General features: G+C 74.4%; 27 protein-coding genes. 20 read left to right on the top strand and 7 right to left on the bottom strand.

Annotation, left to right across the window (positions count from 1 at the left end):
* Window positions 1–47: 47 nt before the first annotated feature.
* The 3 genes from ABD644_RS14430 to ABD644_RS14440 all read left to right on the top strand — a co-directional run bounded on the left by ABD644_RS14430 (window position 48) and on the right by ABD644_RS14440 (window position 3,137).
* On the top strand, window positions 48–1,694 hold the full coding sequence (locus ABD644_RS14430) for an ABC transporter family substrate-binding protein (protein WP_344689629.1): 1,647 nt from the start codon (window positions 48–50) through the stop codon (window positions 1,692–1,694).
* A 118-nt stretch (window positions 1,695–1,812) separates the two neighbouring features.
* Window positions 1,813–2,703, top strand: coding sequence for an N-acetyl-1-D-myo-inositol-2-amino-2-deoxy-alpha-D-glucopyranoside deacetylase (gene mshB, locus ABD644_RS14435; protein ID WP_344689630.1), 891 nt, complete (start codon window positions 1,813–1,815; stop codon window positions 2,701–2,703).
* A complete protein-coding gene (locus ABD644_RS14440) occupies window positions 2,700–3,137 on the top strand; it encodes a hypothetical protein (protein WP_344689631.1) in 438 nt (145 codons plus the stop codon). The genes mshB and ABD644_RS14440 overlap by 4 nt, the downstream gene beginning before the upstream one ends.
* Here the strand turns inward: ABD644_RS14440 and ABD644_RS14445 are convergent.
* A complete protein-coding gene (locus tag ABD644_RS14445; RefSeq protein ID WP_344689632.1) occupies window positions 3,085–3,846 on the bottom strand; it encodes a GNAT family N-acetyltransferase in 762 nt (253 codons plus the stop codon). The two genes, ABD644_RS14440 and ABD644_RS14445, sit on opposite strands and share 53 nt — an antisense overlap.
* Window positions 3,847–3,890: 44 nt before the next feature.
* Window positions 3,891–6,785: a bifunctional diguanylate cyclase/phosphodiesterase gene (locus tag ABD644_RS14450; RefSeq protein WP_344689633.1), complete on the bottom strand. Its 2,895-nt coding sequence runs from the start codon at window positions 6,783–6,785 to the stop codon at window positions 3,891–3,893.
* Window positions 6,786–6,992: 207 nt separating this feature from the next.
* Here ABD644_RS14450 and fdxA point away from each other — a divergent pair, with 207 nt between their 5' ends.
* The 3 genes from fdxA to ABD644_RS14465 all read left to right on the top strand — a co-directional run bounded on the left by fdxA (window position 6,993) and on the right by ABD644_RS14465 (window position 8,708).
* Window positions 6,993–7,310, top strand: coding sequence for a ferredoxin (gene fdxA / locus ABD644_RS14455; protein WP_425547441.1), 318 nt, complete (start codon window positions 6,993–6,995; stop codon window positions 7,308–7,310).
* A 35-nt stretch (window positions 7,311–7,345) separates the two neighbouring features.
* Complete coding sequence (dapC, locus tag ABD644_RS14460; RefSeq protein ID WP_344689736.1) at window positions 7,346–8,431, top strand: succinyldiaminopimelate transaminase; 1,086 nt, start codon at window positions 7,346–7,348, stop codon at window positions 8,429–8,431.
* A gap of 112 nt (window positions 8,432–8,543) precedes the next feature.
* Entirely contained in the window at window positions 8,544–8,708 is a 165-nt protein-coding gene (locus tag ABD644_RS14465; protein ID WP_344689635.1) for a hypothetical protein, read from the top strand.
* 91 nt (window positions 8,709–8,799) lie between these two features.
* Here ABD644_RS14465 and ABD644_RS14470 read toward each other — a convergent pair whose 3' ends face one another.
* A complete protein-coding gene (locus ABD644_RS14470) occupies window positions 8,800–9,447 on the bottom strand; it encodes a hypothetical protein (RefSeq protein ID WP_344689636.1) in 648 nt (215 codons plus the stop codon).
* A 140-nt stretch (window positions 9,448–9,587) separates the two neighbouring features.
* Here ABD644_RS14470 and ABD644_RS14475 point away from each other — a divergent pair, with 140 nt between their 5' ends.
* Entirely contained in the window at window positions 9,588–10,694 is a 1,107-nt protein-coding gene (locus tag ABD644_RS14475; RefSeq protein ID WP_344689637.1) for an alpha/beta hydrolase, read from the top strand.
* A 60-nt stretch (window positions 10,695–10,754) separates the two neighbouring features.
* On the opposite strand, the gene ABD644_RS14480 is transcribed toward ABD644_RS14475, so the two are convergent.
* Window positions 10,755–12,128, bottom strand: coding sequence for a TrpB-like pyridoxal phosphate-dependent enzyme (locus ABD644_RS14480; RefSeq protein ID WP_344689638.1), 1,374 nt, complete (start codon window positions 12,126–12,128; stop codon window positions 10,755–10,757).
* Between the two features lie 144 nt (window positions 12,129–12,272).
* Window positions 12,273–13,247: a 2,3,4,5-tetrahydropyridine-2,6-dicarboxylate N-succinyltransferase gene (dapD, locus tag ABD644_RS14485; RefSeq protein WP_344689639.1), complete on the bottom strand. Its 975-nt coding sequence runs from the start codon at window positions 13,245–13,247 to the stop codon at window positions 12,273–12,275.
* Between the two features lie 72 nt (window positions 13,248–13,319).
* Between dapD and dapE the strand changes: the two genes are divergently transcribed.
* From dapE to ABD644_RS14540, 11 genes are all read left to right on the top strand, one after another.
* The gene (dapE, locus tag ABD644_RS14490; protein WP_344689640.1) at window positions 13,320–14,426 is read left to right on the top strand and encodes a succinyl-diaminopimelate desuccinylase; all 1,107 of its coding nucleotides are present in this window, start codon (window positions 13,320–13,322) and stop codon (window positions 14,424–14,426) included.
* A gap of 44 nt (window positions 14,427–14,470) precedes the next feature.
* Complete coding sequence (locus ABD644_RS14495; RefSeq protein ID WP_344689641.1) at window positions 14,471–15,325, top strand: LOG family protein; 855 nt, start codon at window positions 14,471–14,473, stop codon at window positions 15,323–15,325.
* Window position 15,326: 1 nt separating this feature from the next.
* The gene (locus ABD644_RS14500; RefSeq protein ID WP_344689642.1) at window positions 15,327–15,704 is read left to right on the top strand and encodes a DivIVA domain-containing protein; all 378 of its coding nucleotides are present in this window, start codon (window positions 15,327–15,329) and stop codon (window positions 15,702–15,704) included.
* Window positions 15,697–16,158: an SRPBCC family protein gene (locus ABD644_RS14505; protein WP_344689643.1), complete on the top strand. Its 462-nt coding sequence runs from the start codon at window positions 15,697–15,699 to the stop codon at window positions 16,156–16,158. The genes ABD644_RS14500 and ABD644_RS14505 overlap by 8 nt, the downstream gene beginning before the upstream one ends.
* A 104-nt stretch (window positions 16,159–16,262) precedes the next feature.
* On the top strand, window positions 16,263–17,168 hold the full coding sequence (locus ABD644_RS14510; RefSeq protein ID WP_344689644.1) for a DMT family transporter: 906 nt from the start codon (window positions 16,263–16,265) through the stop codon (window positions 17,166–17,168).
* Window positions 17,169–17,199: 31 nt separating this feature from the next.
* Window positions 17,200–17,769, top strand: a complete 570-nt coding sequence (locus tag ABD644_RS14515; RefSeq protein ID WP_344689645.1) for a DNA-3-methyladenine glycosylase I — start codon at window positions 17,200–17,202, stop codon at window positions 17,767–17,769.
* Window positions 17,770–17,895: 126 nt separating this feature from the next.
* On the top strand, window positions 17,896–18,063 hold the full coding sequence (locus ABD644_RS14520; RefSeq protein WP_012947303.1) for a DUF3117 domain-containing protein: 168 nt from the start codon (window positions 17,896–17,898) through the stop codon (window positions 18,061–18,063).
* Window positions 18,064–18,212: 149 nt separating this feature from the next.
* The gene (locus ABD644_RS14525; protein WP_344689649.1) at window positions 18,213–19,676 is read left to right on the top strand and encodes a leucyl aminopeptidase family protein; all 1,464 of its coding nucleotides are present in this window, start codon (window positions 18,213–18,215) and stop codon (window positions 19,674–19,676) included.
* Complete coding sequence (locus ABD644_RS14530) at window positions 19,676–20,458, top strand: crotonase/enoyl-CoA hydratase family protein (protein WP_344689650.1); 783 nt, start codon at window positions 19,676–19,678, stop codon at window positions 20,456–20,458. Before ABD644_RS14525 ends, ABD644_RS14530 begins: the two co-directional genes overlap by 1 nt.
* On the top strand, window positions 20,458–21,933 hold the full coding sequence (locus ABD644_RS14535; protein ID WP_344689651.1) for a hypothetical protein: 1,476 nt from the start codon (window positions 20,458–20,460) through the stop codon (window positions 21,931–21,933). The genes ABD644_RS14530 and ABD644_RS14535 overlap by 1 nt, the downstream gene beginning before the upstream one ends.
* Window positions 21,934–21,950: 17 nt before the next feature.
* The gene (locus tag ABD644_RS14540) at window positions 21,951–22,508 is read left to right on the top strand and encodes a GNAT family N-acetyltransferase (protein WP_344689652.1); all 558 of its coding nucleotides are present in this window, start codon (window positions 21,951–21,953) and stop codon (window positions 22,506–22,508) included.
* Between the two features lie 17 nt (window positions 22,509–22,525).
* Here the strand turns inward: ABD644_RS14540 and ABD644_RS14545 are convergent, their stop codons facing one another.
* Together ABD644_RS14545 and ABD644_RS14550 are read right to left on the bottom strand one after the other, a co-directional pair.
* The gene (locus ABD644_RS14545; protein ID WP_344689653.1) at window positions 22,526–23,035 is read right to left on the bottom strand and encodes a DinB family protein; all 510 of its coding nucleotides are present in this window, start codon (window positions 23,033–23,035) and stop codon (window positions 22,526–22,528) included.
* Between the two features lie 50 nt (window positions 23,036–23,085).
* The gene (locus ABD644_RS14550) at window positions 23,086–24,579 is read right to left on the bottom strand and encodes a phytoene desaturase family protein (protein ID WP_344689654.1); all 1,494 of its coding nucleotides are present in this window, start codon (window positions 24,577–24,579) and stop codon (window positions 23,086–23,088) included.
* Window positions 24,580–24,693: 114 nt separating this feature from the next.
* Between ABD644_RS14550 and ABD644_RS14555 the strand changes: the two genes are divergently transcribed.
* Together ABD644_RS14555 and ABD644_RS14560 are read left to right on the top strand one after the other, a co-directional pair.
* Window positions 24,694–25,089 carry a hypothetical protein gene (locus tag ABD644_RS14555; protein WP_344689655.1) on the top strand — a complete coding sequence of 132 codons (396 nt, stop codon included), beginning with the start codon at window positions 24,694–24,696 and terminating at the stop codon, window positions 25,087–25,089.
* An 85-nt stretch (window positions 25,090–25,174) separates the two neighbouring features.
* The gene (locus tag ABD644_RS14560) at window positions 25,175–25,867 is read left to right on the top strand and encodes a DUF6766 family protein (protein ID WP_344689656.1); all 693 of its coding nucleotides are present in this window, start codon (window positions 25,175–25,177) and stop codon (window positions 25,865–25,867) included.
* Window positions 25,868–25,869 lie beyond the last annotated feature (2 nt).

Raw genomic sequence — 25,869 nt, forward strand, 5'->3', positions numbered from 1 at the left:
GAATTCGTCCACTTCGCGCTGCAGTCGCAGTCACCGCCGTCACCGTCGTGCTCGCCGGTTGTGGCGGCGGGTCCGACAACGGCAGCGGGAACGGGAACGGTGGTGACGGCCAGGCGGCCTCGGCCACCGAGAACGACATCAATCCCGTCGACCGCGAGGACCTCGCCGAGGGCGGCGACCTCCGCTGGGCCCTGGGCGAGATCCCGCCGAACTTCAACTACTACCAGTTCGACGGCACCCTGGACGACACGAGCGACGTCATGTCCGCGCTGATGCCGTCGGCGTTCCAGTTCTCGGCGGACGCCACCCCCACCGTCAACGAGGACTACTTCACCAACATCGAGCTGACGTCGGAAGACCCGCAGGTGGTCACGTACGACATCAACCCCGACGCCACGTGGTCCGACGGCACGCCGATCACCGCCGCCGACCTCATCGCCCAGTGGCAGGCCACCAACGGCACCAACCCGGCCTACAACATCTCCTCGAGCAACGGCTACGACCAGATGGCGTCGGTCGAGCAGGGTGAGAGCGACAAGCAGGCGGTCGTCACCTACGCCAACCCCTACGCCGACTGGCAGGCGCAGTTCAGCCCGCTCTACCCGGCGTCGACCAACACCGACCCGGAGCTCTTCAACACCGGGTGGATCGAGGCGCCGCTGGTCACCGCCGGCCCGTTCCAGCTGGGCGAGATCGACGCCACCGCGCAGACGATCACCCTCGAGCGCAACCCCGACTGGTGGGGTGACCCGGCGATCCTCGACCGGATCATCTACCGGGTCATCGACATCGACGCCCAGATCGACGCCCTGGCCAACGGTGAGATCGACTTCATCGACGTCGGCCCCGACGTGAACGCCCTGCAGCGTGCCGAGAGCACCGAGGGCATCGACGTCCGCCGCGCCGGTGGGCCGAACTTCCGGCACATCACCATCAACGGCACGTCGCCGGTGCTCTCCGACGTCAACGTCCGCCAGGCGCTGGCCAAGGCCATCGACCGGCAGACGATCGCCGACGCGCTGGTCGGCCCGCTGGGCGGCGACTCGACCAAGCTGGACAACCACATCTTCATGCGCAACCAGGAGGGCTACCAGGACAACGCCGGTGACCTCTCCGAGCCCGACATCGAGGCTGCCAACGCGCAGCTCGACGAGGCCGGCTGGACGCGCGAGGGCGAGGGCACGCGGACCAAGGACGGCCAGGAGCTGACCATCCGGTTCGTGATCCCGTCCGGTGTGTCCGCCAGCGCGCAGGAGGCGGAGCTGGTGCAGACCATGCTCGCCGAGGTCGGTGCGGACGTGCAGATCGAGACGGTCTCCGTGGACGAGTTCTTCGAGAACTACATCCTCATCGGTGACTACGACTTCACGGTCTTCTCGTGGATCGGTACGCCGTTCCCGATCAGCTCGTCGCAGTCGATCTACGCCAACCCGCAGGGCGAGGAGATCCAGCAGAACTTCGCCCGGGTCGGTTCCCAGGAGATCGACGACCTGTTCGCCGAGGTCGTCCAGATCCTCGACCCCGAAGAGGCGCGCGAGGTCGCCAACCAGATCGATGCCCTGATCTGGGAGGAGGTCCACTCGCTGACCCTGTACCAGCGTCCGGACATCATCGCGGCCAACGAGAAGCTGGCGAACTACGGTGCGCTCGGCTTCGCCACGGCGCGCTACCAGGACATCGGTTTCACCGAGTGACCTGAGGTACACCCGTTCTGGGGGCGTTTCTCGTGCCGCAGGGGTTCTGCAGAACCCCGCAGGCGCGAGGAACGCCCCCAGAGTCGTTCCCGGGGTTGCCGCCGGGGAGAATCCCCCGGTGACTGCTGACCGCCGCGCGCTGTTCGTGCACGCCCACCCCGACGACGAGACGATCAACAACGGCGCCACGATGGCGAAGTACGCGGCCGACGGTGCGGGGGTCACGCTGCTCACCTGCACGCTGGGGGAGGAGGGCGAGGTCCTCGTCCCCGAGCTGGAGCTGCTCGCCGCCGCCGAGGCCGACCAGCTCGGGGGCTACCGCATCGGCGAGCTCCGCGCAGCGATGGAGGTGCTCGGCGTCGCCGACATCCGCTTCCTCGGCGGGCCGGGCCGCTACCGCGACTCGGGGATGATGGGCACCCCCGCGAACGAGCACCCGCGCGCGTTCTGGAACGCCGACCTCGCCGACGCCGTCGCGCACGCGGTCGCCGTCGTCCGCGACGTCCGCCCGCAGGTGGTGGTCACCTACGACGAGAACGGCGGCTACGGCCACCCCGACCACATCCAGGCCCACCGCGTCGCCATGGGCGCCGTCGCGGCCGCCGCGGACCCCGCGTACCGACCCGACCTCGGCGAGGCCTGGGACGTCGCGAAGGTCTACTGGTGCTGCGTGCCCCGCTCGGTGCTGGAGGCCGGCATGCAGGCCCTGGCGGCGCTGGGTGAAGAGGCCGCGTTCGCGGGGATCGCCAGTGCCGACGACGTCCCGTCCGTCGTCTCCGACGAGCAGGTGGCGGCCGCCGTCGACGGCCGGGTGTTCGCGAAGCACAAGGACGCCGCCATGCGCGCCCACGCCACGCAGATCAGCGTCGACTTCCCCTTCTTCGCGCTGTCGAACCACCTCGGCCAGGAGATCCTCGCCGTCGAGTACTACCGCCTGGTCAAGGGCGAGCGGGGCCCCGCCGGGGACGACGGGTGGGAGGCCGACCTGTTCGCCGGCCTTCCCGGATGAGCGCCCGGCGGTCCCCGGCGCTGGTCGGGTGGGGGATCGTCGCGGTGCTGGTGCCCGCCTGGCTCGCGCTGGTCGAGGTCTTCTGGCTGCCGCTGCGCATCGGCAGCGTGCTGGTGCCGCTCTCGGTCGTCGTCGCCGTCGTCGGCAACCTGGTGCTCACCGGGGCGGCCCACCGGCTCTCCGGCTCCCGGGTGGTGGCGGTGCTGCCCGCCGCGGTGTGGCTGGTGGTCGCGGTCGCCGCGATGATGCGCCGTCCCGAGGGCGACCTCGTGATCACCGGCGGCGGCGCGAGCGGCGCGATCAACCTGGCGTTCCTGCTCCTGGGGGTCACCGCCGCGGCGTTCGGCGTGGGCCGGGCGCTGGCCGGTCCCCGTCGGCGGCCTACGCCCCCGGCAGCGGACCCAGTCGGTAGTGGTAGCGGTGGTGCCCGGTGAAGCCGAGCCGCCGGTAGAGGGCGAGCCCGCCGGTGTTGGAGCCGGCCACCTGGAGCACGCACGAGTCGGCGCCCCGGCCGCGAGCCCACGACCCGAGGGCCGCCATGACCGCCGTCGCCATGCCCTGCCGCCGGTGCTCGTCGTCGACGGTGACCGCCGTGACGCACAGCCAGCGGCCGGCCGTCGCACCGCGGGCGACGGCCGCCAGCGGGGCGGGCGCGGGGGCGAGGCGCACGGAGGCGAACACCGGGTCGTCGGCCCCCAGCAGGACCTCCCGCGCCACCGGTGGCAGGGGCGTGCCGCGGTAGCGGTAGCCGGACAGCCATGCGTCATCGGGCGCGGCGGCCAGGTCGACCGGCAGGCGGGGCGCGGCCCACTCCGCCAGGGAGGCGACGAGGACCAGGTTGTCCTCGGAACGCTCCCAGCCCGCCGCGTCGAAGGCCGCGTCGGCCGCCTCGGCGCCCGGCGAGGGCACCTGGGCCCGGGGTGCGAGGCCCCGCCCGGCGTACCAGCGGGTGACGGCCGCGACGGCGTCGGGCAGTGGCTCAGGGGGTTCGCCGACGACGAGCACCGAGTTCGCCCGACCGGTGAACCCGCCGCCGGCCCGGAGCACCCAGTCGCCGTACCGCTGCTCCTCCAGGCCGCGCCAGGTGCGGGCCGCGAGCCGTTCGAGCTCGTCGACGGCGGGGAGCGGGGTGGGCAGGGGCACGGGCACGATCCTGTCGCGGCCGGCCCGGAGGCCCGGAGGCGGCCCTATGCGGTCGGCTGGGTGGACGGGTCGGAGGCGGCCCGCGGCGCCGGGAGGCGGCGGCCGCGACGGGGGGTCGGCGTGGACCGTCCGGTCAGCCAGGTCGGGAAGTCCGCGGCCGGCATCGGGCGGGCGATGTGGTACCCCTGCGCGACCTGGCAGCCCCAGGCGCGCAGCGAGGCCAGCGTCTCGGCGTCCTCCACGCCCTCGACGACCATGCCCATGTCGAGGTCCAGGCTCAGCTGCAGCGTGCTGCGGACGATCGCGGCCGCGCGCTGGTCGGAGGTCAGGTTGCGGACGAAGCTGCGGTCGAGCTTCAGCTCGTCGACGGGTAGCGCCCGCAGGTAGGACAGCGACGAGTAGCCGGTGCCGTAGTCGTCGATCGACAGCTTGACCCCCAGGGCGCGCAGCCCGGCCATGACCTGCTGGCTGCGGGCGGCGTCGGCCATGAGGACGTCCTCCGTGATCTCGAGGACCAGCGCCCCGGCGGGGACGTCGAAGGCGTCGAGCAGCATCTCGACCTGCTGGGGGAGCGCGACGTCCTGCAGGTTGGAGACCGACAGGTTCACCGCCATCGACAGGTCGTGGCCCGCCGCGCGCCAGGCCTGCAGGTCGCGCAGCGCGCGCTCGAGGACGCCGAGCGCGAGCCGGCGCATCAGCCCGGCCTGCTCGGCGAGGGGCAGGAAGACGTCGGGGAACAGCAGGCCGCGGTCGGGGTGGTTCCAGCGCACCAGCGCCTCGACGCCGACGACGGTGCCCGTGCGCAGGTCGAGCTTGGGCTGGTAGTGGTTGTCGAGCTGGTCGGTGTCCAGCGCGGTCCGCAGCTGCTCGAGCGTCTCCAGGCGGTCGCGGGAGGCGGGGGTGCCGTCGGGCGCCCACACCTCGAAGCCGTGCCGGCCCTTCTTCGCGGCGTACATCGCGGTGTCGGCGCGGGCCAGGAGCAGCGAACGGTCCCGGCCGTGGTCGGGGCACAGGGCGATGCCGACACTGGCGTCGACGTGCAGCGGCATGCCGTCGAGCACGAACGCGTCCCGCAGGGCGGCGAGGAGGCCGGCGCCGACCTCGCGGGCCCGCGCCATCCCCGCGTCGGGCAGCAGGACGGCGAACTCGTCGCCGCCCATGCGCGCCAGGAGGTCGGCCGGACCGAGCACCTTCTGCAGGCGCGGCCCGACCAGGCACAGCAGGTCGTCACCGACGCTGTGCCCGAAGCTGTCGTTGATCTCCTTGAACCGGTCGAGGTCGACCATGAGCACGGCGCACTCGCGGTCGCCGGCCCCGTAGACCGTGGCCTCGAGCTCCTCGATGAGGCGACGGCGGTTCGCCAGCCCGGTGAGCGGGTCGTGGTGGGCCTCGGTGGCCAGCTGGGCGACCCGCAGCTGCTCGACGGCCCGCAGGGTGGCGTTCTCGACGACCAGCGAGCCCTCGAGCGTGACCCGGCGGACGGCCTCGCGGATGGCCGGCGACCACGACCGGGCGCTGGACACCGAACCGGTCACGATCAGGCCGAGCAGCCGGTCGCCGGCCAGGAGCGGGACGCTCACGTAGGACGCCAGGTCCAGCTCGGCGACCAGGCGCGCGTCGAGCAGGTCGCCGTCGGTCGCGTCCTCGACGAAGACCGGGAGCTTCTGCTCGGTGGACACGCGCCAGAGCGGCACCTCGTCGGCGGCACGGCCGACGAGCCGTTGCTGGATCACCTGCTTGTGCGCGTCGGGCCAGTCGACGTGGCGGACCTCGCCGATCCGGCCGTGGTCGTCGACCAGGTACGCGGCGCTGCGGTCGGTGCCGACCAGCTGCTGGACGGCGCGGGCGAGCACTTCGGCGGCCTGCGCGGCACCGGTCACGTCGGCGCCGTCGACGAGCAGCTGGCGCACGACCTCGGCGGTGGCGAGTGACGCCGCCCGGTCCTCGCTGGTCCGGGCCTGCTCGATCACGCCGCCGAGGTGCGCGCCGGCGGCGGCCGCGAGGCGACGCACGTCCTCGGAGAACGGCCGCACGCGGGTGCTGTCGAGGGTGAGGACCCCGGCGAGGTCGGGAGCCCGGCCCAGGGGGACGGCGAGGCCCGAGGCGACGTGGAACTGGTCCGCCCACCACCCCGAGAGCAGGCCGGAATCCTTGTCGGCGGCGATCGGCTGCCCGGTGCGCAGCACCGTCTCGGCCAGCGGGAAGCCCACCGGCGCGTTGCGGAACTGCTCCCAGCTCGCCTCGTCGCGGCGGCCGTCGGCGTAGGCGGCCATCCGGGGGACGAGCCGGCCGTCCTCCAGCAGGAAGATGCAGGCCCGCTCGACCTCGCCGAGCTCGGCCAGCCGACGGCAGGCGGCGCCGAGCAGGTGGTCCATGGAGCGGGCCTTCGACGCCGACTCGATCAACCCGAGGAGCACCTCGGCCTGGCCGAGCCGGCGGCTCTCGGAGCGGCGGGTCCAGGCATCGGCCAGGGCGACAGCGAGCTTCGGCGTCACCTGGCGCAGCAGGTGCGGGGCCGCGGCGGCCGCAGGCTCGACGGTGAGCATGCCGATCACCTCGCCGTCGCGCAGGAGCGGCTCGCCGTGCGCGGACCGGATGCCGCGCGCGGCCAGGTCCTTGTCCGGCGCCCGGCGCCCGTCCGCCCGCGCCACGACGGGGGCGCGGCCGGCGACGACGGCGGCGAGGAAGGGGGAGCGGGCCAGCGTCACGGCGGTGCGCAGCTCCGGGACGGCGGCGCCCTCGGCGGTCGCGGCGACCGACTGGCGGAACGGCACAGCCGTCTCCGTCGTCGCCTCGTAGACGAAGGCGGAGACCCGGGTCGCGCCGGAGGAGGCGCGCAGCCGCCCGAGCATGCGCTCGAGCGCGGCCACGGCGTCGTAGGGCGACGGCGACACCGTGCGGTCGCTCGACGCGCCGACGCTCCCCCATCCGTCTGACACGTCGTCAAGATCGGCAACGGGGCCGGTTGCTTGAGCGGGGCCCGGGCGATCACCCGTCGGGGGGAGGCGGGCGCCACGCCGGTCGCGGCGCGCCACCCGTCGCGCCGGGCCCGCAGGCGACGGGTGATACTGGGTGCGCCAAGATCCACCCCGGCCGATCCGGCCGGCTGCCCCGCGCGTCCCCGGGAGGGAACCACCGTGACCTACGTGATCACACAGCCCTGTGTCGACGTCCTCGACAAGGCGTGCATCGACGAGTGTCCGGTGGACTGCATCTACGAGGGCGACCGGATGCTCTACATCCACCCCGACGAGTGCGTGGACTGCGGCGCCTGCGAGCCGGTCTGCCCGGTGGAGGCCATCTACTACGAGGACGACGTCCCGGACAAGTGGAAGGACTTCTACAACGCCAACGTGGAGTTCTTCTCCGACCTGGGCAGCCCCGGGGGCGCCGCCAAGACCGGGAAGATCGCCAAGGACCATCCGCTGGTCGCCGCCCTGCCGCCGCAGGCGGAAGGCCACTGACCACCTCCGTCCCCGGGTCGGCGGTCCCGCACCAGCTGCCGGACTTCCCCTGGGACTCCCTCGCCGGGGCGCGGGCGCGAGCCGCCCAGCACCCCGGCGGGGTGGTCGACCTGTCCATCGGCACCCCGGTCGACGACACCCCTGCCGTCCTCTCCGACGCCCTGGCGGCGGCGGGCAACGCTCCCGGCTACCCGACCGCCCTGGGCACGGCGGCGCTGCGCACGGCCGCGGCCGACTGGCTGCAGCGCCGGCTCGGCGTCCGCCTCGCCGACCCCCTGGGCAGTGACCCCTCGGTCATCCCGACCGTCGGCTCCAAGGAATTGGTCGCGCTCCTGCCCACGCTGCTCGGTCTGCGCGGTGGCGGCACCGTGGTCATCCCCGAGGTCGCCTACCCGACCTACGAGGTCGGTGCCGTGCTGGCCGGCCTCGCGGTGCGGCGCACCGACACCCCACCTGACGACGCCGTCGGCGTGGTCCTGGTCTGGCTGAACTCGCCGGGCAACCCGCACGGCCGGGTGCTGACCGACGACGAGCTGCGGGCCTGGGTGCGCTGGGGGCGGGCGCACGGCATCCCCGTGGTCGCCGACGAGTGCTACGTGACCCTCGGCTGGGACGTCGAGCCGCGGTCGCTGCTGCACCCGTCGGTGGCGGGCGAGGACCACACGGGCCTGCTCGCCGTCCATTCGCTGTCCAAGCAGTCGACGGCCGCCGGGTACCGGGCCGGGCTGCTGTCCGGCGACCCCGAGCTGGTCCGCCGGGTCTGGGAGGTCCGCCGGCACCTCGGCCTGCTCGTGCCCACCCCGGTGCAGGCGGTCATGGCCGCGGCACTCGCCGACGACGCGCACGTCGACGCCCAGCGGGAGCGCTACCGGGCCCGCCGGGAACGGCTCGCGGCCGCGGTGCGCGCGTGCGGCGTCCGCATCGAGCACTCCGAGGCCGGGCTCTACCTGTGGGTCACCCGCGACGAGGACTGCTGGACGACGATCGACTGGCTCGCGGGGCAGGGCATCGTGGCCGCGCCGGGCAGCTTCTACGGGCCGGCCGGGGCGCAGCACGTGCGGCTGGCCCTCACCGCCACCGACGAGCGGATCGACGCAGCCGTCGAACGCCTGGGGGGCTGAGCCGGCCGCTGCACGTGCGGCCTCAAGTCGGCTGCCAGTGCATCGCAAGCGGCGGGGCGCACGGTGTCTCCAGCGCCAGGGAGGCGCTGCACCGACACCTTCGGAGAACGCCGTGATCCTGCCCTTGATGCTCCTGATCGTCGCCCTCGCCGTGGCCAGCCTGGTCACCCTCGTGCGATGGCTGTCCACCGGCACCGACGGCCGGTCACGGCCGGTCGACCCGACCTACGTGCAGCACCCCGAGCTGTACGGCCGCGCCCGCATGGGCCTGAGTTGATCAGCCGCGGTCGAGCTCTCCCCATCGTCGTCCCCGGAGCGGACATTCCGCTGCTGCGAATGTCCGTCCCAGGGACGACGTCGTCCGGGGGCTAGCCGCAGTCGAGCTCGCCGCCGCCGGCCCGCAGCGCGGCCGTGAGGTCGATCGCCATCGCTTCGTGCTTGGCTGTGGCGTTCGGATAGGCCGAACGCTGCACGACGTGTGATGCCTCGGCGAGCGGACGCGTCTCCCAGTTCGGCACGTGGACGAGTCGGTCGAAGAACTGGCCCGCCGCGTACTCGGGGTCCTGCACCTGCGCCTCGGTGCCCCAGCCCTGCGAGGGCCGCTGCTGGAACAGGCCGAGGGAGTCGCGGTCGCCGTAGTCGACGTTGCGCAGCCCGGACTCCTGCTGGGCCGTGGCCAGCGCGATGACGACGGCGCGGTCGGGCAGCCCGCGGTCCCACGCGACGGCCGCGATGCGCGCCGCGTTCTCCGCCTGCTCCTCGGTGATCGTCACCGCCGAGCCGGGCAGCGCGCAGGTCGGGACGGCCTCCGGCGGGGCCGCGCCGTCGGCCCGCCACGCCAGTGCCACGAGGACGGCGAAGGCCACGAGCCCGGCCGGCCACCAGCGCTGCGAGCTCCCGCCTCGCGGCCGCCGCGCGGAGGGGCGCTTCCGGGCCCCGCCGCCCCCGGTGCGCCGCCGGGCGGGCCGCCGTCGCCGGGCGCCCGAGGCGTGCACGGCGGTCTGGGAGGTGGACATCGCCCCCGACTGTAGGTCGCCGGACCGACAGTGCCGGGGTGCCCGCGGTCGCGTCGGCGAGGCGCCGGCCCTGTTGCCGGGCTCGTCACCTGGCTAGCGTGTGCCCCCGCCCGGCCCACCCCCCACCAGGAGTCGCATCGATGACCGACGTCCTCCTGCCCGGTATCGCCGCCACCCGGCTGACGACCCCGCGGCTCACCCAGTCCGTCCTGCACCCGGCCGGCACCGACCCCGCCGGCCCCGGCGAGGCGGTGCTGTTCGTGCACGGGAACGTGAGCTCGGCGCTGTTCTGGCAACCGACGATGCTGGCGCTCGCCGAGACCGGCCGGCACCGGGTCCTCGCCGTCGACCTGCGCGGCTACGGCGACACCGACGCGGAGCCGATCGACGCCACCCGCGGCGTGCGGGACTGGGCCGACGACCTCGCCGACCTGATCGGCACGCTCGGCCTCGACCGGGTGCACCTGGTCGGCTGGAGCATGGGCGCGGGCGTCGTCCTCCAGTACCTCCTCGACGCCCCGCACACGGTCGCGTCCGTCGCCCTGGTGGCCCCGATCTCCCCCTACGGCTTCGGCGGCACCGCCGGGCCGGAGGGACGCCGGCTGCACGAGGACGGCGCCGGATCCGGCGGCGGCGCGGCCAACCCGGAGTTCGTCGCCGCGCTGGCCGCGGGGGACACCTCGGCCGACGCGCCCACCAGCCCGCGGTCGATCCTGCGGGCCTTCTACGTGGCGCCGGGCTCGCTGCCGCTGGACCCGGGGTTCGAGGACGTGATGGTCGCGTCGATGAACAGCACCCGCACCGGCGAGGACCACTACCCGGGCGACGCGGCCACCTGCGAGGCCTGGCCGGGCGTGCGGCCCGGCGCCCGCGGCGTGCTGAACACGATGGCGCCGACGGTCTTCGACGTGTCGGGCATCGTCGACCTCGCGGAGAAGCCGCCGGTGCTCTGGGTGCGCGGCGACGCCGACCAGATCGTCTCCGACACCTCGGTGTTCGACCTGGCGTTCCTCGGCTCGGTCGGCGCCGTCCCCGGCTGGCCCGGAGCGGAGGCTTGCCCGCCGCAGCCGATGATCGCCCAGACCCGCTCGGTGCTCGATCGGTACGCGGCCACCGGCGGGGCCTACCGGGAGGTCGTGCTCCCCGACGTCGGCCACTCGCCCCACATCGAGCGGCCGCGGGAGTTCACCGTGGCGTTGCTCGAGCACCTCGACGTCCCCGCCGAGGCCCCGGCCAACCTGACCTGAGCGGCCCCCTGCAGGGGCCCGCCGCGAGCGTGCGAGTGGTGGGGGGCAGGGGGTCCTTTCTCAGGCGCCGGCGGGGACGCGGGGCAGGTCGGCCAGGCCCGCGGCGAACCGCTCGTCGGTGACGTCCTCGTCGACCATGCGCCCGGCGAGGTAGGCGTCGTAGGCGGCCAGGTCGAGATGCCCGTGCCCGCACAGCGCCGTGAGGATGACCTTCTCCTCGCCCGACTCCGTGCAGGCCTGGGCCTCGCGTATGCAGGCGGCGATGGCGTGCGTCGGCTCCGGCGCGGGCACGATCCCCTCGGTGCGGGCGAACTGGATGGCCGCCCCGAAACACTCGGTCTGCGGCAGCGCCAGCGCCTCGATCAGGCCGAGTTCGTAGATGTGCGAGAGCAGCGGCGACATGCCGTGGTACCGGAGCCCGCCGGCGTGGATCGGATCAGGGATGAACCCGTGGCCGAGCGTGTGCATCTTCATCAGCGGCGTCATGCCCGCGGTGTCGCCGAAGTCGTAGGCGTAGACCCCGCGGGTCAGCGACGGGCACGACGCCGGTTCCACGGCGCGGATCGTCGGCGACATCCGGCCGGCGAGCTTCTCGCGCAGGAACGGGAACGTCAGCCCGCCGAAGTTCGACCCGCCTCCGGTGCACCCCACGATCACGTCCGGCGCCTCGCCGACCGAGGCCAGCTGCAGGAGCGCCTCCTCGCCGATGATCGTCTGGTGGAGGAGCACGTGGTTGAGCACGCTGCCCAGCGCGTACCGGATCTCCGGGTCGCCCGCGGCGACCTCGACCGCCTCGCTGATCGCGATGCCGAGTGATCCGGTGTGCTCCGGGTTGCCGGCTCGGATGGCCCGCCCGGCCTCGGTGAGGTCCGACGGCGAGCGGTGCACCGTGGCGCCGAACACCTCCATCATCGTGCGGCGGTACGGCTTCTGGTCGTACGAGGCGCCGACCATCCAGATCTCGCACTCGAGCCCGAACAGCGCGCTGGCGAAGGCGAGGGCGGTGCCCCACTGCCCGGCCCCGGTCTCGGTCGTCAGCTTCCGCACGCCGGCCTTGGCGTTGTAGTAGGCCTGCGGGACTGCCGTGTTCGGCTTGTGCGAGCCGGCCGGTGAGACGCCCTCGTACTTGTAGTAGATCCGCGCCGGTGTGCCGAGCGCCTTCTCGAGGCGGTGCGCGCGGTACAGCGGCGAGGGCCGCCAGAGCTTGTAGACGTCGAGCACCTCACCGGGGATGTCGACGAACCGCTCGGTGGTGACCTCCTGGGCGATGAGGTCCATCGGGAACAGCGGGGCGAGGTCGTCGGGGCCGACCGGTTGCAGCGTGCCGGGGTGCAGCGGCGGCGGTGGCGGGCTCGGCAGATCGGGGACGACGTTGTACCACTGCGTGGGCAGTTGGGACTCGTCGAGCAGGATCTTGTGCTGCAACTCGGCCACCGTCGTCTCCTCCGACTCGGTCCGCCCAGGGTGCGGCGAGCCTAGTGCGGGACCGGGCCCCGTCGTCCACCCCTCGTCCTGAGCTTTCTGTACCGAAAGCTCAGGTTCCCTACGGAGCTTTCTGTACCGAAAGCTCCGTAGGGGCTAGTTGGCGTGGAGCTCGGCGTTGAGGGCGCCCCAGTTGCCGTCGCGGGGGAGCGCCTCCAGCGCGCCGCTGACGCTGTTGCGGCGGAACAGCAGCCCGTTGCGGCCGGAGAGCTCCAGCGCCTTGACCACCGACCCGTCGGGCAGGGTCACCCGCGAGCCGCCGGTCACGTAGCACCCGGCCTCGACGACGCAGCCGTCGCCGAGGGAGATGCCGATGCCGGCGTTGGCGCCCAGCAGGCAGCCGCTGCCGATCGAGATGACCTGGGTGCCGCCGCCGGACAGCGTCCCCATGATCGAGGCGCCGCCGCCGATGTCGCTGTCGGGGCCGACGACGACGCCGGCGCTGATCCGGCCCTCGACCATCGACGGGCCGAGCGTGCCGGCGTTGAAGTTCACGAAGCCCTCGTGCATGACCGTGGTGCCCTCGGCGAGGTGCGCGCCCAGACGCACCCGGTCGCCGTCGGCGATGCGCACCCCGGAGGGGATGACGTAGTCGACCATCCGCGGGAACTTGTCGACGCCGAACACCGTCACGTGGCCGACGGCGGCCCGCAGCCGGTGGGCGTTGAAGCCGGCCGCCTCGACCGGGCCCGCGCTGGTCCAGGCCACGTTGGTGAGCAGCCCGAACACGCCGGTCATGTTCGCGCCGTGCGGCCGGATCAGCCGGTGCGAGAGGAGGTGCAGCCGCAGCCAGACGTCGTAGGTGTCGACCGGGGGAGCGGACAGGTCGGGGATGACCGTGCGGACGGCGATGATCTCGACGCCGCGCGCCTCGTCGCGCCGGACCAGGCCGCCGTAGTCGGGACCGAGCTCGCCGGAGAGTTCCAGGGCGCCGAGCCGCTTGGTCCCCGGCTTGACGCCGTCCGTCGCACCCAGCCGGGGCTCGGGGAACCACGTGTCGAGGACCGTCCCCGACGGGGTCACGGTCGCGAGGCCGGCGGCTACGGCGGAGAGGGGGACGGCGTCGGTCACGGCGACGACGCTACCGAGCCGACTCCGCACCCTTCCGGCCGGTGCGCGCCGCACCGCATAGGCTCGGGCGTCGTGAGTGACCTCCCGCAGCTGGACCTGTCCGCCGATGTCCTCACCCTCACCCGGGCCCTCGTGGATGTGCCGTCGGTGTCGGGCACCGAGGAGGACCTCGCCGATCTCGTCGAGACGGCGCTGCGCGCGCTGGGCGGGCTCGAGGTCGAGCGGATCGGCAACGCCGTCCTCGCCCGCACCGAGCTGGGCCTGCCCACCCGGCTCGTGCTGGCCGGGCACCTGGACACGGTGCCGATCGCCGACAACGTGCCCAGCCGGCTGGAGGGCGACCGGCTCTACGGCTGCGGCACCACCGACATGAAGGCCGGCGACGCGGTGATGCTCCGGCTGGCCGGCCGGTTCGGCGTGCCGGGCGCGACCCCGGTGCACGACCTCACGTTCGTCTTCTACGACAACGAGGAGGTCGACTCGGCGCTCAACGGGCTGGGTCGGGTGGCGCGGGAGCGCCGCAGCTGGCTGTACGGCGACCTCGCCGTCCTGCTCGAGCCCACCGACGGCGAGATCGAGGCCGGCTGCCAGGGCACGATGCGGGCGGTCATCGACGTGCCGGGCCGCCGGGCGCACAGCGCGCGCAGCTGGCTGGGCACCAACGCCATCCACGGCGCCGCCGCGATCCTCGCCACCCTGGACGCCTACGAGGCCCGCGAGGTGGAGATCGACGGCTGCCTCTACCGGGAGGGGCTCAACGCCGTCCGCATCGAGGGCGGGGTGGCGGGCAACGTCATCCCCGACGCCTGCCGCGTGGAGGTCAACTTCCGCTACGCGCCGGACCGGGACGAGGACGCCGCCGAGGCCCACGTGCGGGAGGTCTTCGCCGAGGCGATCGCCGCGGGGGCGACGCTGACCGTCGTCGACAACGCCGGGGGAGCGCTGCCCGGCCTGGCCGAGCCGGCGGCGGCCGAGTTCGTCGCGGCGGTCGGCCGGCCCGCCCGCGCCAAGCTCGGCTGGACCGACGTCGCCCGGTTCGCCGCGTTCGGCATCCCGGCGGTCAACTACGGCCCCGGCGACCCGCAGCTCGCGCACACCCGCGAGGAGCACGTGCTCGTCGACCGGCTGCAGCCGGCCGAGGACGCCCTGACCGCATACCTGGACGGGAGCAGCAGATGAGCACGGAGCGGGAGCAGTAGATGAGCATCGAGCGGGAGCAGTAGATGAGCATCGAGCGGGAGCAGCCGACGGGCATGGAGCCCTCTGCCGAACGCCGGGCGCGGCCCACCCGGCACCGCGGCCCGGTCATGCTGCGGGGCGGGGAGCCCGATCCCCGCCTCCAGGGGTCGACCACCGACCAGCGGCTGCTCGACCGGCGCGGTCCCACGGACTGGGTGCACACGGACCCGTGGCGGGTGCTGCGCATCCAGAGCGAGTTCGTGGAGGGCTTCGGCCTGCTCGCCGAGCTGCCGAAGTCGGTCAGCGTGTTCGGCAGCGCCCGCACGCCGCGCGACCACCCGCACTACGCGGCCGGCGTGCAGATCGGTGCCGCGCTGTCGCAGGCCGGCTACGCCGTCATCACCGGCGGCGGGCCGGGTGCGATGGAGGCGGCCAACCGCGGCGCGTCGGAGGCCGGAGGGCTCTCGGTCGGGCTGGGCATCGAGCTGCCGTTCGAGCAGGAGCTCAACGAGTGGGTCGACGTCGGCATCTCGTTCCGCTACTTCTTCGTGCGCAAGACGATGTTCGTGAAGTACGCCCAGGCCTTCGTGATCCTGCCGGGCGGTTTCGGCACCCTCGACGAGCTGTTCGAGGCGCTCACCCTGGTCCAGACGCGCAAGGTCACCCGCTTCCCGGTCGTGCTCTTCGGCACCGAGTACTGGGCCGGGTTGATCGAGTGGGTCCGCACCACCCTGGCGAGCACCGGGACGATCAACCCGGCCGACCTCGACCTGATCACCCTGACCGACGACGTGGCCGAGGTCGTCGCCGTCATCCAGGCCGCCGAGGCGGCGCGCCAGGCCGGCGACGGCGGAGGTGGCATGCGCGCGCCGCTGGTGACCGGGCCGAGCGACATCTGACGTGCTCGGGTTCGTCGTCTTCGTCATCGGCGTGCTCGTCGTCGGGGGCCTGCTGTTCCTCGGCTCCTCGGTGCTGCTCGGACGCGGGGAGACGCAGCCCCCGGCCGAGCTGGACCGGTCCCCGGTGGAGCTCCCCGACGATCGGCCGGTGATCGGCGACGACGTCCGGGCGCTGCAGATCTCCGCGGCGTTCCGCGGCTACCGCATGACCGAGGTGGACTGGCTGCTCGACCAGTTCGCCCAGATCCTCGACGAGCGCGACGCCGAGATCGCCGACCTGCGGGACCGGCTGCATCCGCCCGCGGTGGACGACCCGAAGGAGCAGGCGGGCACACCGGAGCCCGGGCAACCCGACGGCGAGGAGGAGCAGCGTGCGTGACCTGGTCGAGCGCATCGAGATCGACGCACCGGCGGAGCGGGTGTGGGCGGCGGTGACCGACTGGACCAGGCAGGGCGAGTGGATGTTCGCCACCGACGTCCGCGAGGTGGGCGGGCCGGCGCAGCGGCTGCACGGGCGGATGGTGGCGCGCACCGGCATCCCGCTGCCCGGGGGCCGGCACCTGGGCGTGGTCGACACGATGGTGATCACCGAGTGGGACCCCCCGCGCCGGGTCGTCGTCCAGCACACCGGCCGCGTCGTCCGGGGCCCGGGCATCGTCGAGATCGAGCCGCGCGCCGGGGGTGGGGTCGTCTTCACCTGGACCGAACGGCTGCACCCGCCGTTCGGTGTCGTCGGCGAGGTGCTCGCGGCGCTGATCCGGCCGTTCTTCGTCGCGGGCGTGCGCTTCTCGCTGCGGCGGTTCGTCCGCTTCGCCTCCACGTACGCGGCCTGAGCCGCCGGCGCGGACACGCCGGCCTGGCACCCTGGCGGCGGCCGTTGCGGCGGGGGCGAAGATGAGCCGGTGACGGCGACGGTCAGGACGGCGGGGGAGCGGGCGTGAGCCGGCGCGGCTGGGTGCTGTTCGTCGCCATGTCGGTCATCTGGGGCGTGCCCTACCTGCTGATCAAGGTCGCCGTCGACGAGGTCTCCCCGGAGATGCTGGTGTTCGTCCGATGCGTCGTCGGCGCCGCGCTCCTGCTCCCCTGGACGATCGCCCGGGGTCAGCTCCGCCCGGCCCTGCGGCACTGGCGCGCGCTGCTGGTGTTCACCGCGTTCGAGATGGCGGGCCCCTGGTTCCTCATCGCCTACGCGGAGCAGACCCTGTCCAGCTCGCTCACCGGTCTGCTCGTCGCCGGGGTGCCGTTCGTCGCCGCGCTGGCGGCCCGGCTGCTCGGGGAGGAGGAGCGGCTGACGCCGGTGCGCATCCTCGGCATGGCGGTCGGCGTCGTGGGCATCGGAGTGCTGCTCGGTCTGGACGTCGAGGGCGCGCAGTTGCTGCCGCTGCTGGCCATCGGCCTGGTGCTGATCGGTTACGCCGCCGGGCCACTGGTGGTGACGCGGGCGCTGCCCGACGTGCCCGGAGTGGCGGCCAGTTCGATCGCGCTGTTCGTCACGGCGGTCGTCTACGCGCCCTTCACCGCGACGCAGTGGGGTGAGGTGCGCGAGGTGTCGGCGCCCGCGTGGCTGTCGCTGGTGGGGCTGGGGGTCGTGTGCACCGCGCTGGCCCTGGCGCTCTTCTTCGCGCTCATCCGCGAGGTCGGGCCGCAGCGGGCGCTGGTCATCACCTTCGTCAACCCGGCGGTCGCCGTGCTGCTGGGGGTCCTGCTGCTCGACGAGCCGTTCACCCTCGGCATCGCGCTGGGCCTGCCGCTGGTGCTGGTCGGCTGCGTGCTCGCCACCCGCCGCAGCGACGCCCGCCGTCCCGAGCCGACCGAGGCGGCGATCGACGCCTCCGCCCGGTGACCTGTCGGACCTCCGCACTAGCGTCCCTGGCGTGACCGAGGAGCTGCAGCGCTGCGGGTGGGGCAACAGCGCGCCCGAGTACGTGACCTACCACGACGAGGAGTGGGGCACGCCGCTGCACGGCGACGACGCCCTGTTCGAGCGGCTCTGCCTCGAGGCGTTCCAGTCCGGCCTCTCCTGGATCACCATCCTGCGCAAGCGGCCCGCCTTCCGGGCGGCGTTCGCCGGCTTCTCCGTGCCCGCCGTCGCCGCCTTCACCGACGACGACGAGGCCCGCCTGATGGCCGACGCGGGGATCGTCCGCAACCGGGCCAAGATCGCCGCCGCCGTCCGCAACGCGCGGGCCGCGCTGGAGCTGCCGGAAGGGCTCGACGCCCTGCTGTGGTCCTTCGCGCCCGACGGGCCGCGCCGCCGGCCGGCGGCGCTGGCCGAGGTGCCGGCGACCAGCCCGGAGTCGGTGGCGATGGCCAAGGAGCTCAAGCGGCGGGGCTTCGCCTTCGTCGGCCCGACCACCGCCTACGCCCTGATGCAGGCCACCGGCATGGTCGACGACCACGTCGCCGACTGCTTCCGGGCAACGGCACCGGGCGCGGCCGGGTGACACGGGAGGGGGCTCATGTTGGAGCTGGGAGCTGCATACGGGATCATGGGTGGAGACTCACAGCATCGACGGACGCCAGATGCTGCTGCCCCGGTGGCAGCGTGCTGGCCGGCGAAGGAGGCACGCATGGCGGCCATGAAGCCGCGCACGGGTGAAGGTCCCCTCGAGGTGACCAAGGAGGGCCGCGGCCTGGTCATGCGCGTACCGCTCGAGGGAGGCGGTCGCCTGGTCGTCGAGCTGTCTCCCGACGAGGCGGCGGCACTGTCGGAGGCACTGAAGGGCGCGACCAGCTGAGCACCCCCGCGAGCCTGCCTCCGGGCAGCCCCGCGAACGACGGCGCGGCCCCGGCCGCCGGCAGCACGCCGGCGTCCGGGGCCGCGCCGTTCCCGCGGGTCGAGGTCGTCGCGGCGCTGCCCGACCTGGGCCCCGACGACCTGCTGGCCGTGCCGGTCGGGTCCGGCGGAGCCCTGCCCGGCTGGCTGACCGCCCCGGCGGGTGTGCCGCCGGTCAGCCCGGAGCTGCTCACCGGCGCCCTGGCCGACACGGGCAACAAGGGGCGGACGAGCACCGTCACGAACGTGCCGATCCCGGGACGGCGGCCGCGCAGCGTGGTCGCCGTCGGCATCGGCGAGGCCACCCTGCCCGACGTGCGCGGTTACGTGTCCACCGCCGTCCGCCGCGGTCAGACCCTCGCCGAGCACGGTGCCCGCCGGCTGGTCCTCCCGCTCGACAACGCCGCCGCCCCGGCCGGTGCCGACGAGGTCCGGGCCGCGGTCGAGGCCGCGCTCCTGGCCGGCTACCGGTTCCGGCAGACGTCGAGCGCGCACCCCGCCCGGCTCGAGACCGTCACCGTGGTGGCCGCGGACGCCGACGACCCGGCGGTGACCACCGCCGCCCGCGCGGGACAGGTGACCGCCGAGGCCGTCGCATGGGCCCGCGACCTGATCAACACGCCGAGCAACACCAAGAACCCCGGGTGGCTGGCCGACCAGGTCACCGCGCGGTTCGCCGGTCTCCCGCATGTCACGGTCCGCGTCCTCGCCCCCGACGAACTGCGCGACGGCGGTTTCGGCGGGGTCCTCGCCGTCGGTGGCGGCTCGGCGACACCGCCCCGGGTGATCGTGGTCGGCTACCGCCACCCCGCCGCGGGCGACGGGCACCCGGTCCTCGTCGGCAAGGGCATCACCTTCGACACCGGCGGGCTGTCGATCAAACCGAACGCCGGCATGCGCGAGATGAAGACCGACATGGCCGGGGGCGCCGCGGTGCTCGCCACGCTCGAGGCCGCCGCGCGGTCGGAGCTCCCGGTGGCCGTGACCGCCGTCGTCCCGGCGGCGGAGAACGCCGTGTCCGGGGCCTCCTACCGCCCGGCCGACGTCGTCCGGCACGTCGGCGGCCGCACGACCGAGGTGCTCAACACCGACGCCGAGGGGCGCATGGTGCTGGCCGACGGGCTGGCCTACGCGCGGCTGGAGCTGGGCGCCACCGTCCTCGTCGACGTGGCGACGCTGACCGGGGCGATGAAGGTGGCGCTCGGCACCCGGACCGGTGGCCTCTACGCCACCACCGACGGGCTGGCCGACGCGCTGCGCACCGCCGGTGCGCACGCCGGCGAGCCGCTGTGGCGGATGCCGCTGGCCGAGGAGTACGCCGACCTGCTCGACAGCGCCGTGGCCGACGCCAACAACGCGCCCGGCAACCCCGGGGGCACGACGGCCGCGCTCTTCCTGCGCCCGTTCGCCGGCGAGCTGCCGTGGGCGCACCTCGACGTCGCCGGGCCGGCCCGCGCAGGCTCCGACGACGCCGAGATCGTCAAGGGCGGCACCGGGTTCGGTGCCCGCACGCTGTTGCGCTGGCTGGAGGCCGGTGCCCCGGTGGAGGGGGCACCGCTCGTCGAGGAGCGGTGATGACGGTGTCCGGCCCCGAGGCGGTCACGGTCGAGCGGTCGGGACCGGTGACCACGGTCCGGTTGTCGCGGCCGCACGCGCGCAACGCCGTCGACGGCCCCACCGCGGCGGCGCTGGCCGAGGCCTTCCGCGCGTTCGACGCCGATCCCGACGCGGCCGTCGCCGTGCTGCACGGCGAGGGCGGCACCTTCTGCGCGGGCGCCGACCTGCGCGCGGTCGGCACGCCGACGGGCAACCGCACCGAGGTCGGCGGCGACGGGCCGATGGGCCCCACGCGGCTGCGGCTGAGCAAGCCGGTGATCGCCGCCATCGCCGGGCACGCCGTCGCCGGCGGGCTCGAGCTGGCGCTGTGGTGCGACCTGCGGGTGGCCGACGAGACCGCCGTCCTCGGCGTCTTCTGCCGCCGCTGGGGCGTACCGCTGATCGACGGCGGGACGGTGCGGCTGCCGCGGCTGATCGGTGCCTCCCGCGCGATGGACCTGGTGCTCACCGGGCGCCCGGTCGACGCCGCCGAGGCTCTCGCGATCGGGTTGGTCAACCGCGTCGTGCCGCCCGGCGAGGCGCTGGCGGCGGCGCAGCGGCTGGCCGCGGACCTCGCCGCCTTCCCGCAGACCTGTCTGCGGCAGGATCGCGCCTCACTCCTGGAGCAGGACGGGCTGGAGGAGGAGGCCGCACTGGCCAACGAGTTCCGCCGCGGGATGATCTCGCTGGCGGTCGACGCGCTGCCGGGGGCGGCGCGGTTCGCCGCCGGCGAGGGCCGGCACGGGCAGGGAGTGGGCTGATGGCCGACGAGCAGGAGACCGGCGTCGTCTTCCCCATGGGGCCCGACGGCCGGCGGAGCACCGCCGCGCTCGGCCGCGCGGTGGTCGCCGATGCGCTGCGGGACGTGGATCCCGCCGGTGCGCTCGCGGCCGCGCAGGAGACCAACTGGCGCGCCGGGTACCTGGTGCACTTCCGGCGGCTGGTCGAGGCGGGGCTGGCCTCGCGTGCGGCGGCGCTGTCGATCGCGGACGCCGGGCTGACGTCGCTGCACACCCGGATGCGGGTCGCCGGGGTCGACGGGGGTGAGACCCCGCTGGACACGCTGCGGACCGCCACGCCCGGGCGCCGGCTCTCGACGGTCGAGGTCGCCGGAACCGGTGATCGCGAGGAGGAGTTCTCGCTGCCCTACGGCGGGAGTCGGCTGCGCGGCGACGCCCTCGGCCGGCGGCTCGACGACTGGGTCGAGCGGGGCGTGATGGAACCGTCGGCCGCCGACGCCGTGCGCGAGGTGGTCGCGCACCCGGAGTGGCTCCGGCTGCCGGAGGTCACGGTCGCGGTGCTCGGGGCCGGTGCCGAGATGGGCCCGCTGACCTCGCTGCTGCGGTGGGGGGCACGCGTCGCCGCGGTCGACCTGCCGCGCGGCGCGCTCTGGCAGCGGGTGCTCGACACCGCGCGGCGCGGGGCAGGCGCCCTGCTCGTGCCCGTGCCCGAGGGCACGTCCGACGCCGACCTGGCCCGCCGGGCCGGGGCCGACCTGATCACGGAGGTCCCCGCCGTCGCGGAGTGGCTGCGGGAGCGCGACCGCCGGCTCGTGGTCGGCAACTACGTCTACGCCGACGGCGGGACCAACGTCCGCGTCTCGACCGCCGTCGACGCGCTGACCGTCGGGCTCCTGGCGGACCGGCCGGACTCGGCCCTGGCCTTCCTCGCGACGCCGACCGACGTCTTCGCCGTCCCGCCGGAGGCCGTGGCGCACTCGGTCCGCGCCTACGCCGGACGGTCCGCGACCGCGAAGCTCGTGGGTCGCCCGCTGCGGACGCTGTCGGCCGGCCGCCTGCTGCGCCGGGCGTACGTCCCCGGCGCCGATCCCGGCATCAGCGACAGCCTGGTCGCCCAGCAGGGCCCCAACTACGCCCTGGCCAAGCGGCTGCACCGGTGGCGGGCGACCGTCGCCCGGGAGGCGGGGACGACGGTGTCGATGAACGTCGCGCCGCCGACGCGCACCCGGTCGGTGGTGAAGAACCGCGCGCTCGCGGCGGCCTACGCCGGCGCCCACCGGTTCGGGGTCGAGGTGTTCGAACCCGCGACCGCGAACGTGCTGATGGCCGCGCTCCTGGTGCACGACCTGCAGTCCGGCCGGGGGCCGGCGCACGAGCACCCCTGGCAGGACGAGGCGTTCGACGCGGTGCACGGCGGGCTGTGGCGCACCCCGTACGCCCCGCGCAGCGCGCTCGGCCTCGCCGCTCTGCTGGGGTACGGCGCCGCGCGCGGCTGACCTGGTTGGCTGGCCGTGTGCTCCTGCCCGACGCCTTCCGCGACCAGCCCGTGCTCACCGGTGAACGGGTGCGGCTCGAGCCGCTCGGGCCGGCGGTGCTCGAGGCCTACTGGGCCTACGTCCGCGAGCCGGAGGGGCGGCGGCTCACGGGCACGCACGCCGAGTTCACGCGCGAGCAGACCGAGGGGTGGCTGCGCAGCCGCGCCGACCAGCACGACCGCGCCGACTGGGCGGTGACGAGCACCGCGGACGGCGGTTTCCTGGGGGAGGCGGTGCTGCTCGACCTCGACCCGGACAACGAGACCTGCGGCTACCGTATCGGCCTGGCCGGACCGCACCTCTTCGGCCGCGGGCTGGGCACCGAGATCACCCGGCTGGTGCTCGACCACGCGCTCGGCACCGTCGGCGTGCACCGGGTGGACCTGCAGGTCTACGCCCACAACCCCCGCGCGCAGCGGGTCTACGAGAAGTGCGGCTTCCGCGTGGAGGGTCGCCGGCGCGACGCGCTGCTCTGGGACGGCGTCCGCCACGACGTGCTCGACATGGGGATCCTGCGCACCGACCCGCGCCCCTGATCAGCCCCGCCGGCTGGTCACTCGCCGACGGCGCCGTCGATCGCCTCGCGCAGCAGGTCGGCGTGGCCCGCGTGCCGCGCGGTCTCCTCGATCATGTGGATCAGGATCCAGCGCAGGGAGACCGGCCCGCCGTCGCGACGGGGGAGCGCGGAGAGCTGGTCGAGGTCCTGCGCCTGCCCGGTGATCTCCCGGCTCGCCGCGCACGCCGTCCGGTAGCGGTCGCGCAGCACCTCGGGCTCCAGCGCAGTGGCGGTGTGGAAGTCCCAGTCCGGGTCGGCGGCCGCATCGACGCCGGCCCGCCACCCGGCCTCCGGGAGCCCGGCGAACCGCACCCGGAACCAGACGTCCTCGACCTTCGCCAGGTGGTTGAGCAGGCCGGCCAGCGTGAGCGGTGAGGGAGGCAGCTGCTGCGCGAGCTGCGCCCGGGTCAGCCCGCCGGTCTTCTGCAGCATCGTCTCGCGCTGGTAGTCCAGGAACGCGGTCAGCAGGACGAGCTCGGGGCCGGAGTCCGGCGGGTCGGTGCGCATGTCCGCACACCCTCGCATCCGCGGCGACCGACCCGCCAGGACCGGCGCGATCAGGCCGGGCCGACGAGACCCGCGACGATCTCGGCCGACAGCGCCACCAGGGGCAGCCCGCCGCCCGGGTGCGCCGAGCCCCCGACCAGGAACAGTCCCGGCACCGGAGAGGCATTGGCCGGCCGGAGGAACGCCGCCCGCGCGCCGTTGCTCGACGTCCCGTAGATCGATCCGCCGACGCTGCCCGTCTCGCGCTCGAGGTCGGCCGGCGTCCGGACGACCCGCCAGCGCACCCGGTCGCGCACGTCGAGCCCGCGGCGGGCCAGCACGTCGAGCACGCGGTCCGCGTAGCGCCCGGCCAGGCCCGGGGCGTCCCAGTCCATGCCCCCGGCGGGGTCGTGCCGGGGGGCGTTGACGAGCACGAACCACGACTCGCTGTCGGCGTCGGGCCGCAGCGCCGCGTCGTCCGGGGCGCTGACGTAGACGGTCGGGTCCGCGACCGGCCGGGGCGGGCCACCTCGCCCGAACACGGCGTCGAACTCTGCGTCGTAGTCCTCGGGGAACAGCACCGTGTGGTGCCCCAGACCGGGCGTGCGGCCGCAGAGGGCCAGCAGCAGCACGAAGCCCGACAGCGACGGCCTGGCGCGCGCCAGGTCGCGGCGGGCGCGGCGGGTGCGCCGGTCGCCGGGCACGAGGTCGGCGTAGAGCGCCGTCGCGTCGGCGCCGGAGACGACGACGTCGGCGGGCACCCGCTCCCCGCCGGCGAGCTCGACGCCGGCCGCGCGGCCGCCCTCGATCAGCACCTGCCGCACGGTGCACCCGAGGCGGAGGACGGCGCCGCGCTCGGCGGCCCGGTCGGCGACCGCCTCGCCCAGCCGGTGCAGGCCGCCGCGCACGTACCAGGAGCCGAACGCCTGCTCCACGTAGGGCACCGTGGCCAGCACCGCGGGCGCGCGACGCGGATCGGACCCCGAGTACGTGGCGTAGCGGTCGAGCAGCGTCCGCAGGTGCGGGTGCCGCAGGTAGGCGCCGCCCAGCCCGCGCAGCGTCTGCCACGGGGCGACCGTGGTGACGTCGGCCGGGTTGCGCGCGAGCCGGGCCAGGGTCGCGGCACCCTGCAGCGGGGTGCGCAGGAACGGCCCCTCGCTGACCCGCCACATCGCGGCGGCGCGGCCGAGCAGGGCCGACCACTGGGCGCCGGCGCCGTCGCCCAGCGCGTCGTCCATGGCGCCGGGGACCCGATCGAGCGCCCCCGGCATCACCAGCGGCGTGCCGTCGGCGAAGCGGTAGTGCACCGCGGGGTCGAGCCGGACCAGCTCGACGCGGTCCTCCAGCGGAGCCCCGGTCGCGGTGAACAGGGCGCGGTAGACCGCCGGGAGGGTCACCAGGCTCGGGCCGGTGTCGAAGCCGTGCCCGTCGCGCTCGAACCAGCCGAGCTTGCCGCCGACCCGGTCGGACTGCTCCAGCACGGTCACCCGGTGTCCGGCGGTCGACAGCCGAGCGGCCGCGGCGAGCCCGCCCAGACCGGCGCCGACCACCGCTACGCGAGCCACGCCGCAACCGTAACCAGGCCGGTCCAGCGGTCCGGTGAAGATCGTTTGCCCGTGGGGGCGACAGGGGTAGCGGTCCGGGGACGGAAGCCGGCACGTCGTCGACGAGGAGGGCCCGTGCAGTTGCCGCGTCGGTTCGGCGCCGCGCTGGTGGTTGCCGCCGCGGCCACGCTCGCCGGGTGCGCGGGCGCCGAGGAGCCCGCCGTCGAGCGGGTGGCCACCGCGTTCGAGGACCCCACCGGCGATCCGGAGGCCCGCTGCGATCTGCTCGCTCCCGCGGTGCGGGCGGCGTTCGAGAGCGAGGAGTCCGCACGCTGCAGCGAGGCGATCCAGGACCTGGCCACCGAGGTCGGCAGGGTCGAGTCCGTCGCGATCTGGGGCGGGGAGGCGCAGGTGCGGCTGGACGGCGACACGGTCTTCCTGACCCGGACCGGCGACGGCTGGCGGATCACCGCCGCGCTCTGCACCCCGCGGCACGAGGCGCCCTACGACTGCGAGGTGGAGGGGCCGTGAGAGGCGTGCGGGTGGTGTTCGTCGTCTACCTGGCCGTGATCGTCCTCGGTATCGCCTACATCAGCGCGCTGGGGCTGATGGGCCGATGAGCACGCGGGAGAAGGAGTACGGGTTCCTCCGTTCCAACGCGCTGAGCCTGGTGTTCGGCGGGCTGTTCCTCGCCACGCTCGGCGGGCAGGCGCTGTCCGGCCAGGCCGACGTCAACGCGCAGCAGACCGCCAACGGACTGGAACCGGTCTCGCTGCTCGACTACGTCACGTCGTCGTCCTTCGGTGTCGACGTGATGGAGAACTGGCAGTCGGAGTACCTCCAATTCTTCCTGTTCATCTTCGCCACGGTCTGGGTGGTCCAGCGCGGTTCGTCGGAGTCGAAGAAGCCCGGCGAGGAGGGCACCGAGACCGACGAGGAGCAGCGCGTCGGCCGCTACGCCACGAAGGACTCGCCGGCCTGGGCGCGGGCCGGGGGCTGGCGCACGGCGCTGTTCTCCCGATCCCTCGGGCTGCTCATGGGCGCGCTCTTCCTGCTCACCTGGGCCGCCTCGTCGGTGGCGGGGTGGGCGGCCTTCAACACCGAGCAACTGGCCGAGCGGCAGGATCCGGTCAGCTGGGTCGGCTACCTGGGGGAGGCCGACTTCTGGAACCGGTCCTTCCAGAACTGGCAATCGGAGATGCTCGCCGTCGGGTCGATGGCGATCTTCGCGGTGTTCCTGCGGCAGCGCGGCTCGCCGGAGTCCAAACCCGTCGGCGTGGCCCACGACGTGACCGGCCAGACCGGCTGAGG

It is taken from the genome of Blastococcus jejuensis, from assembly GCF_039534705.1.
GTDB classification, from domain to species: Bacteria; Actinomycetota; Actinomycetes; order Mycobacteriales; family Geodermatophilaceae; genus Blastococcus_B; species Blastococcus_B jejuensis.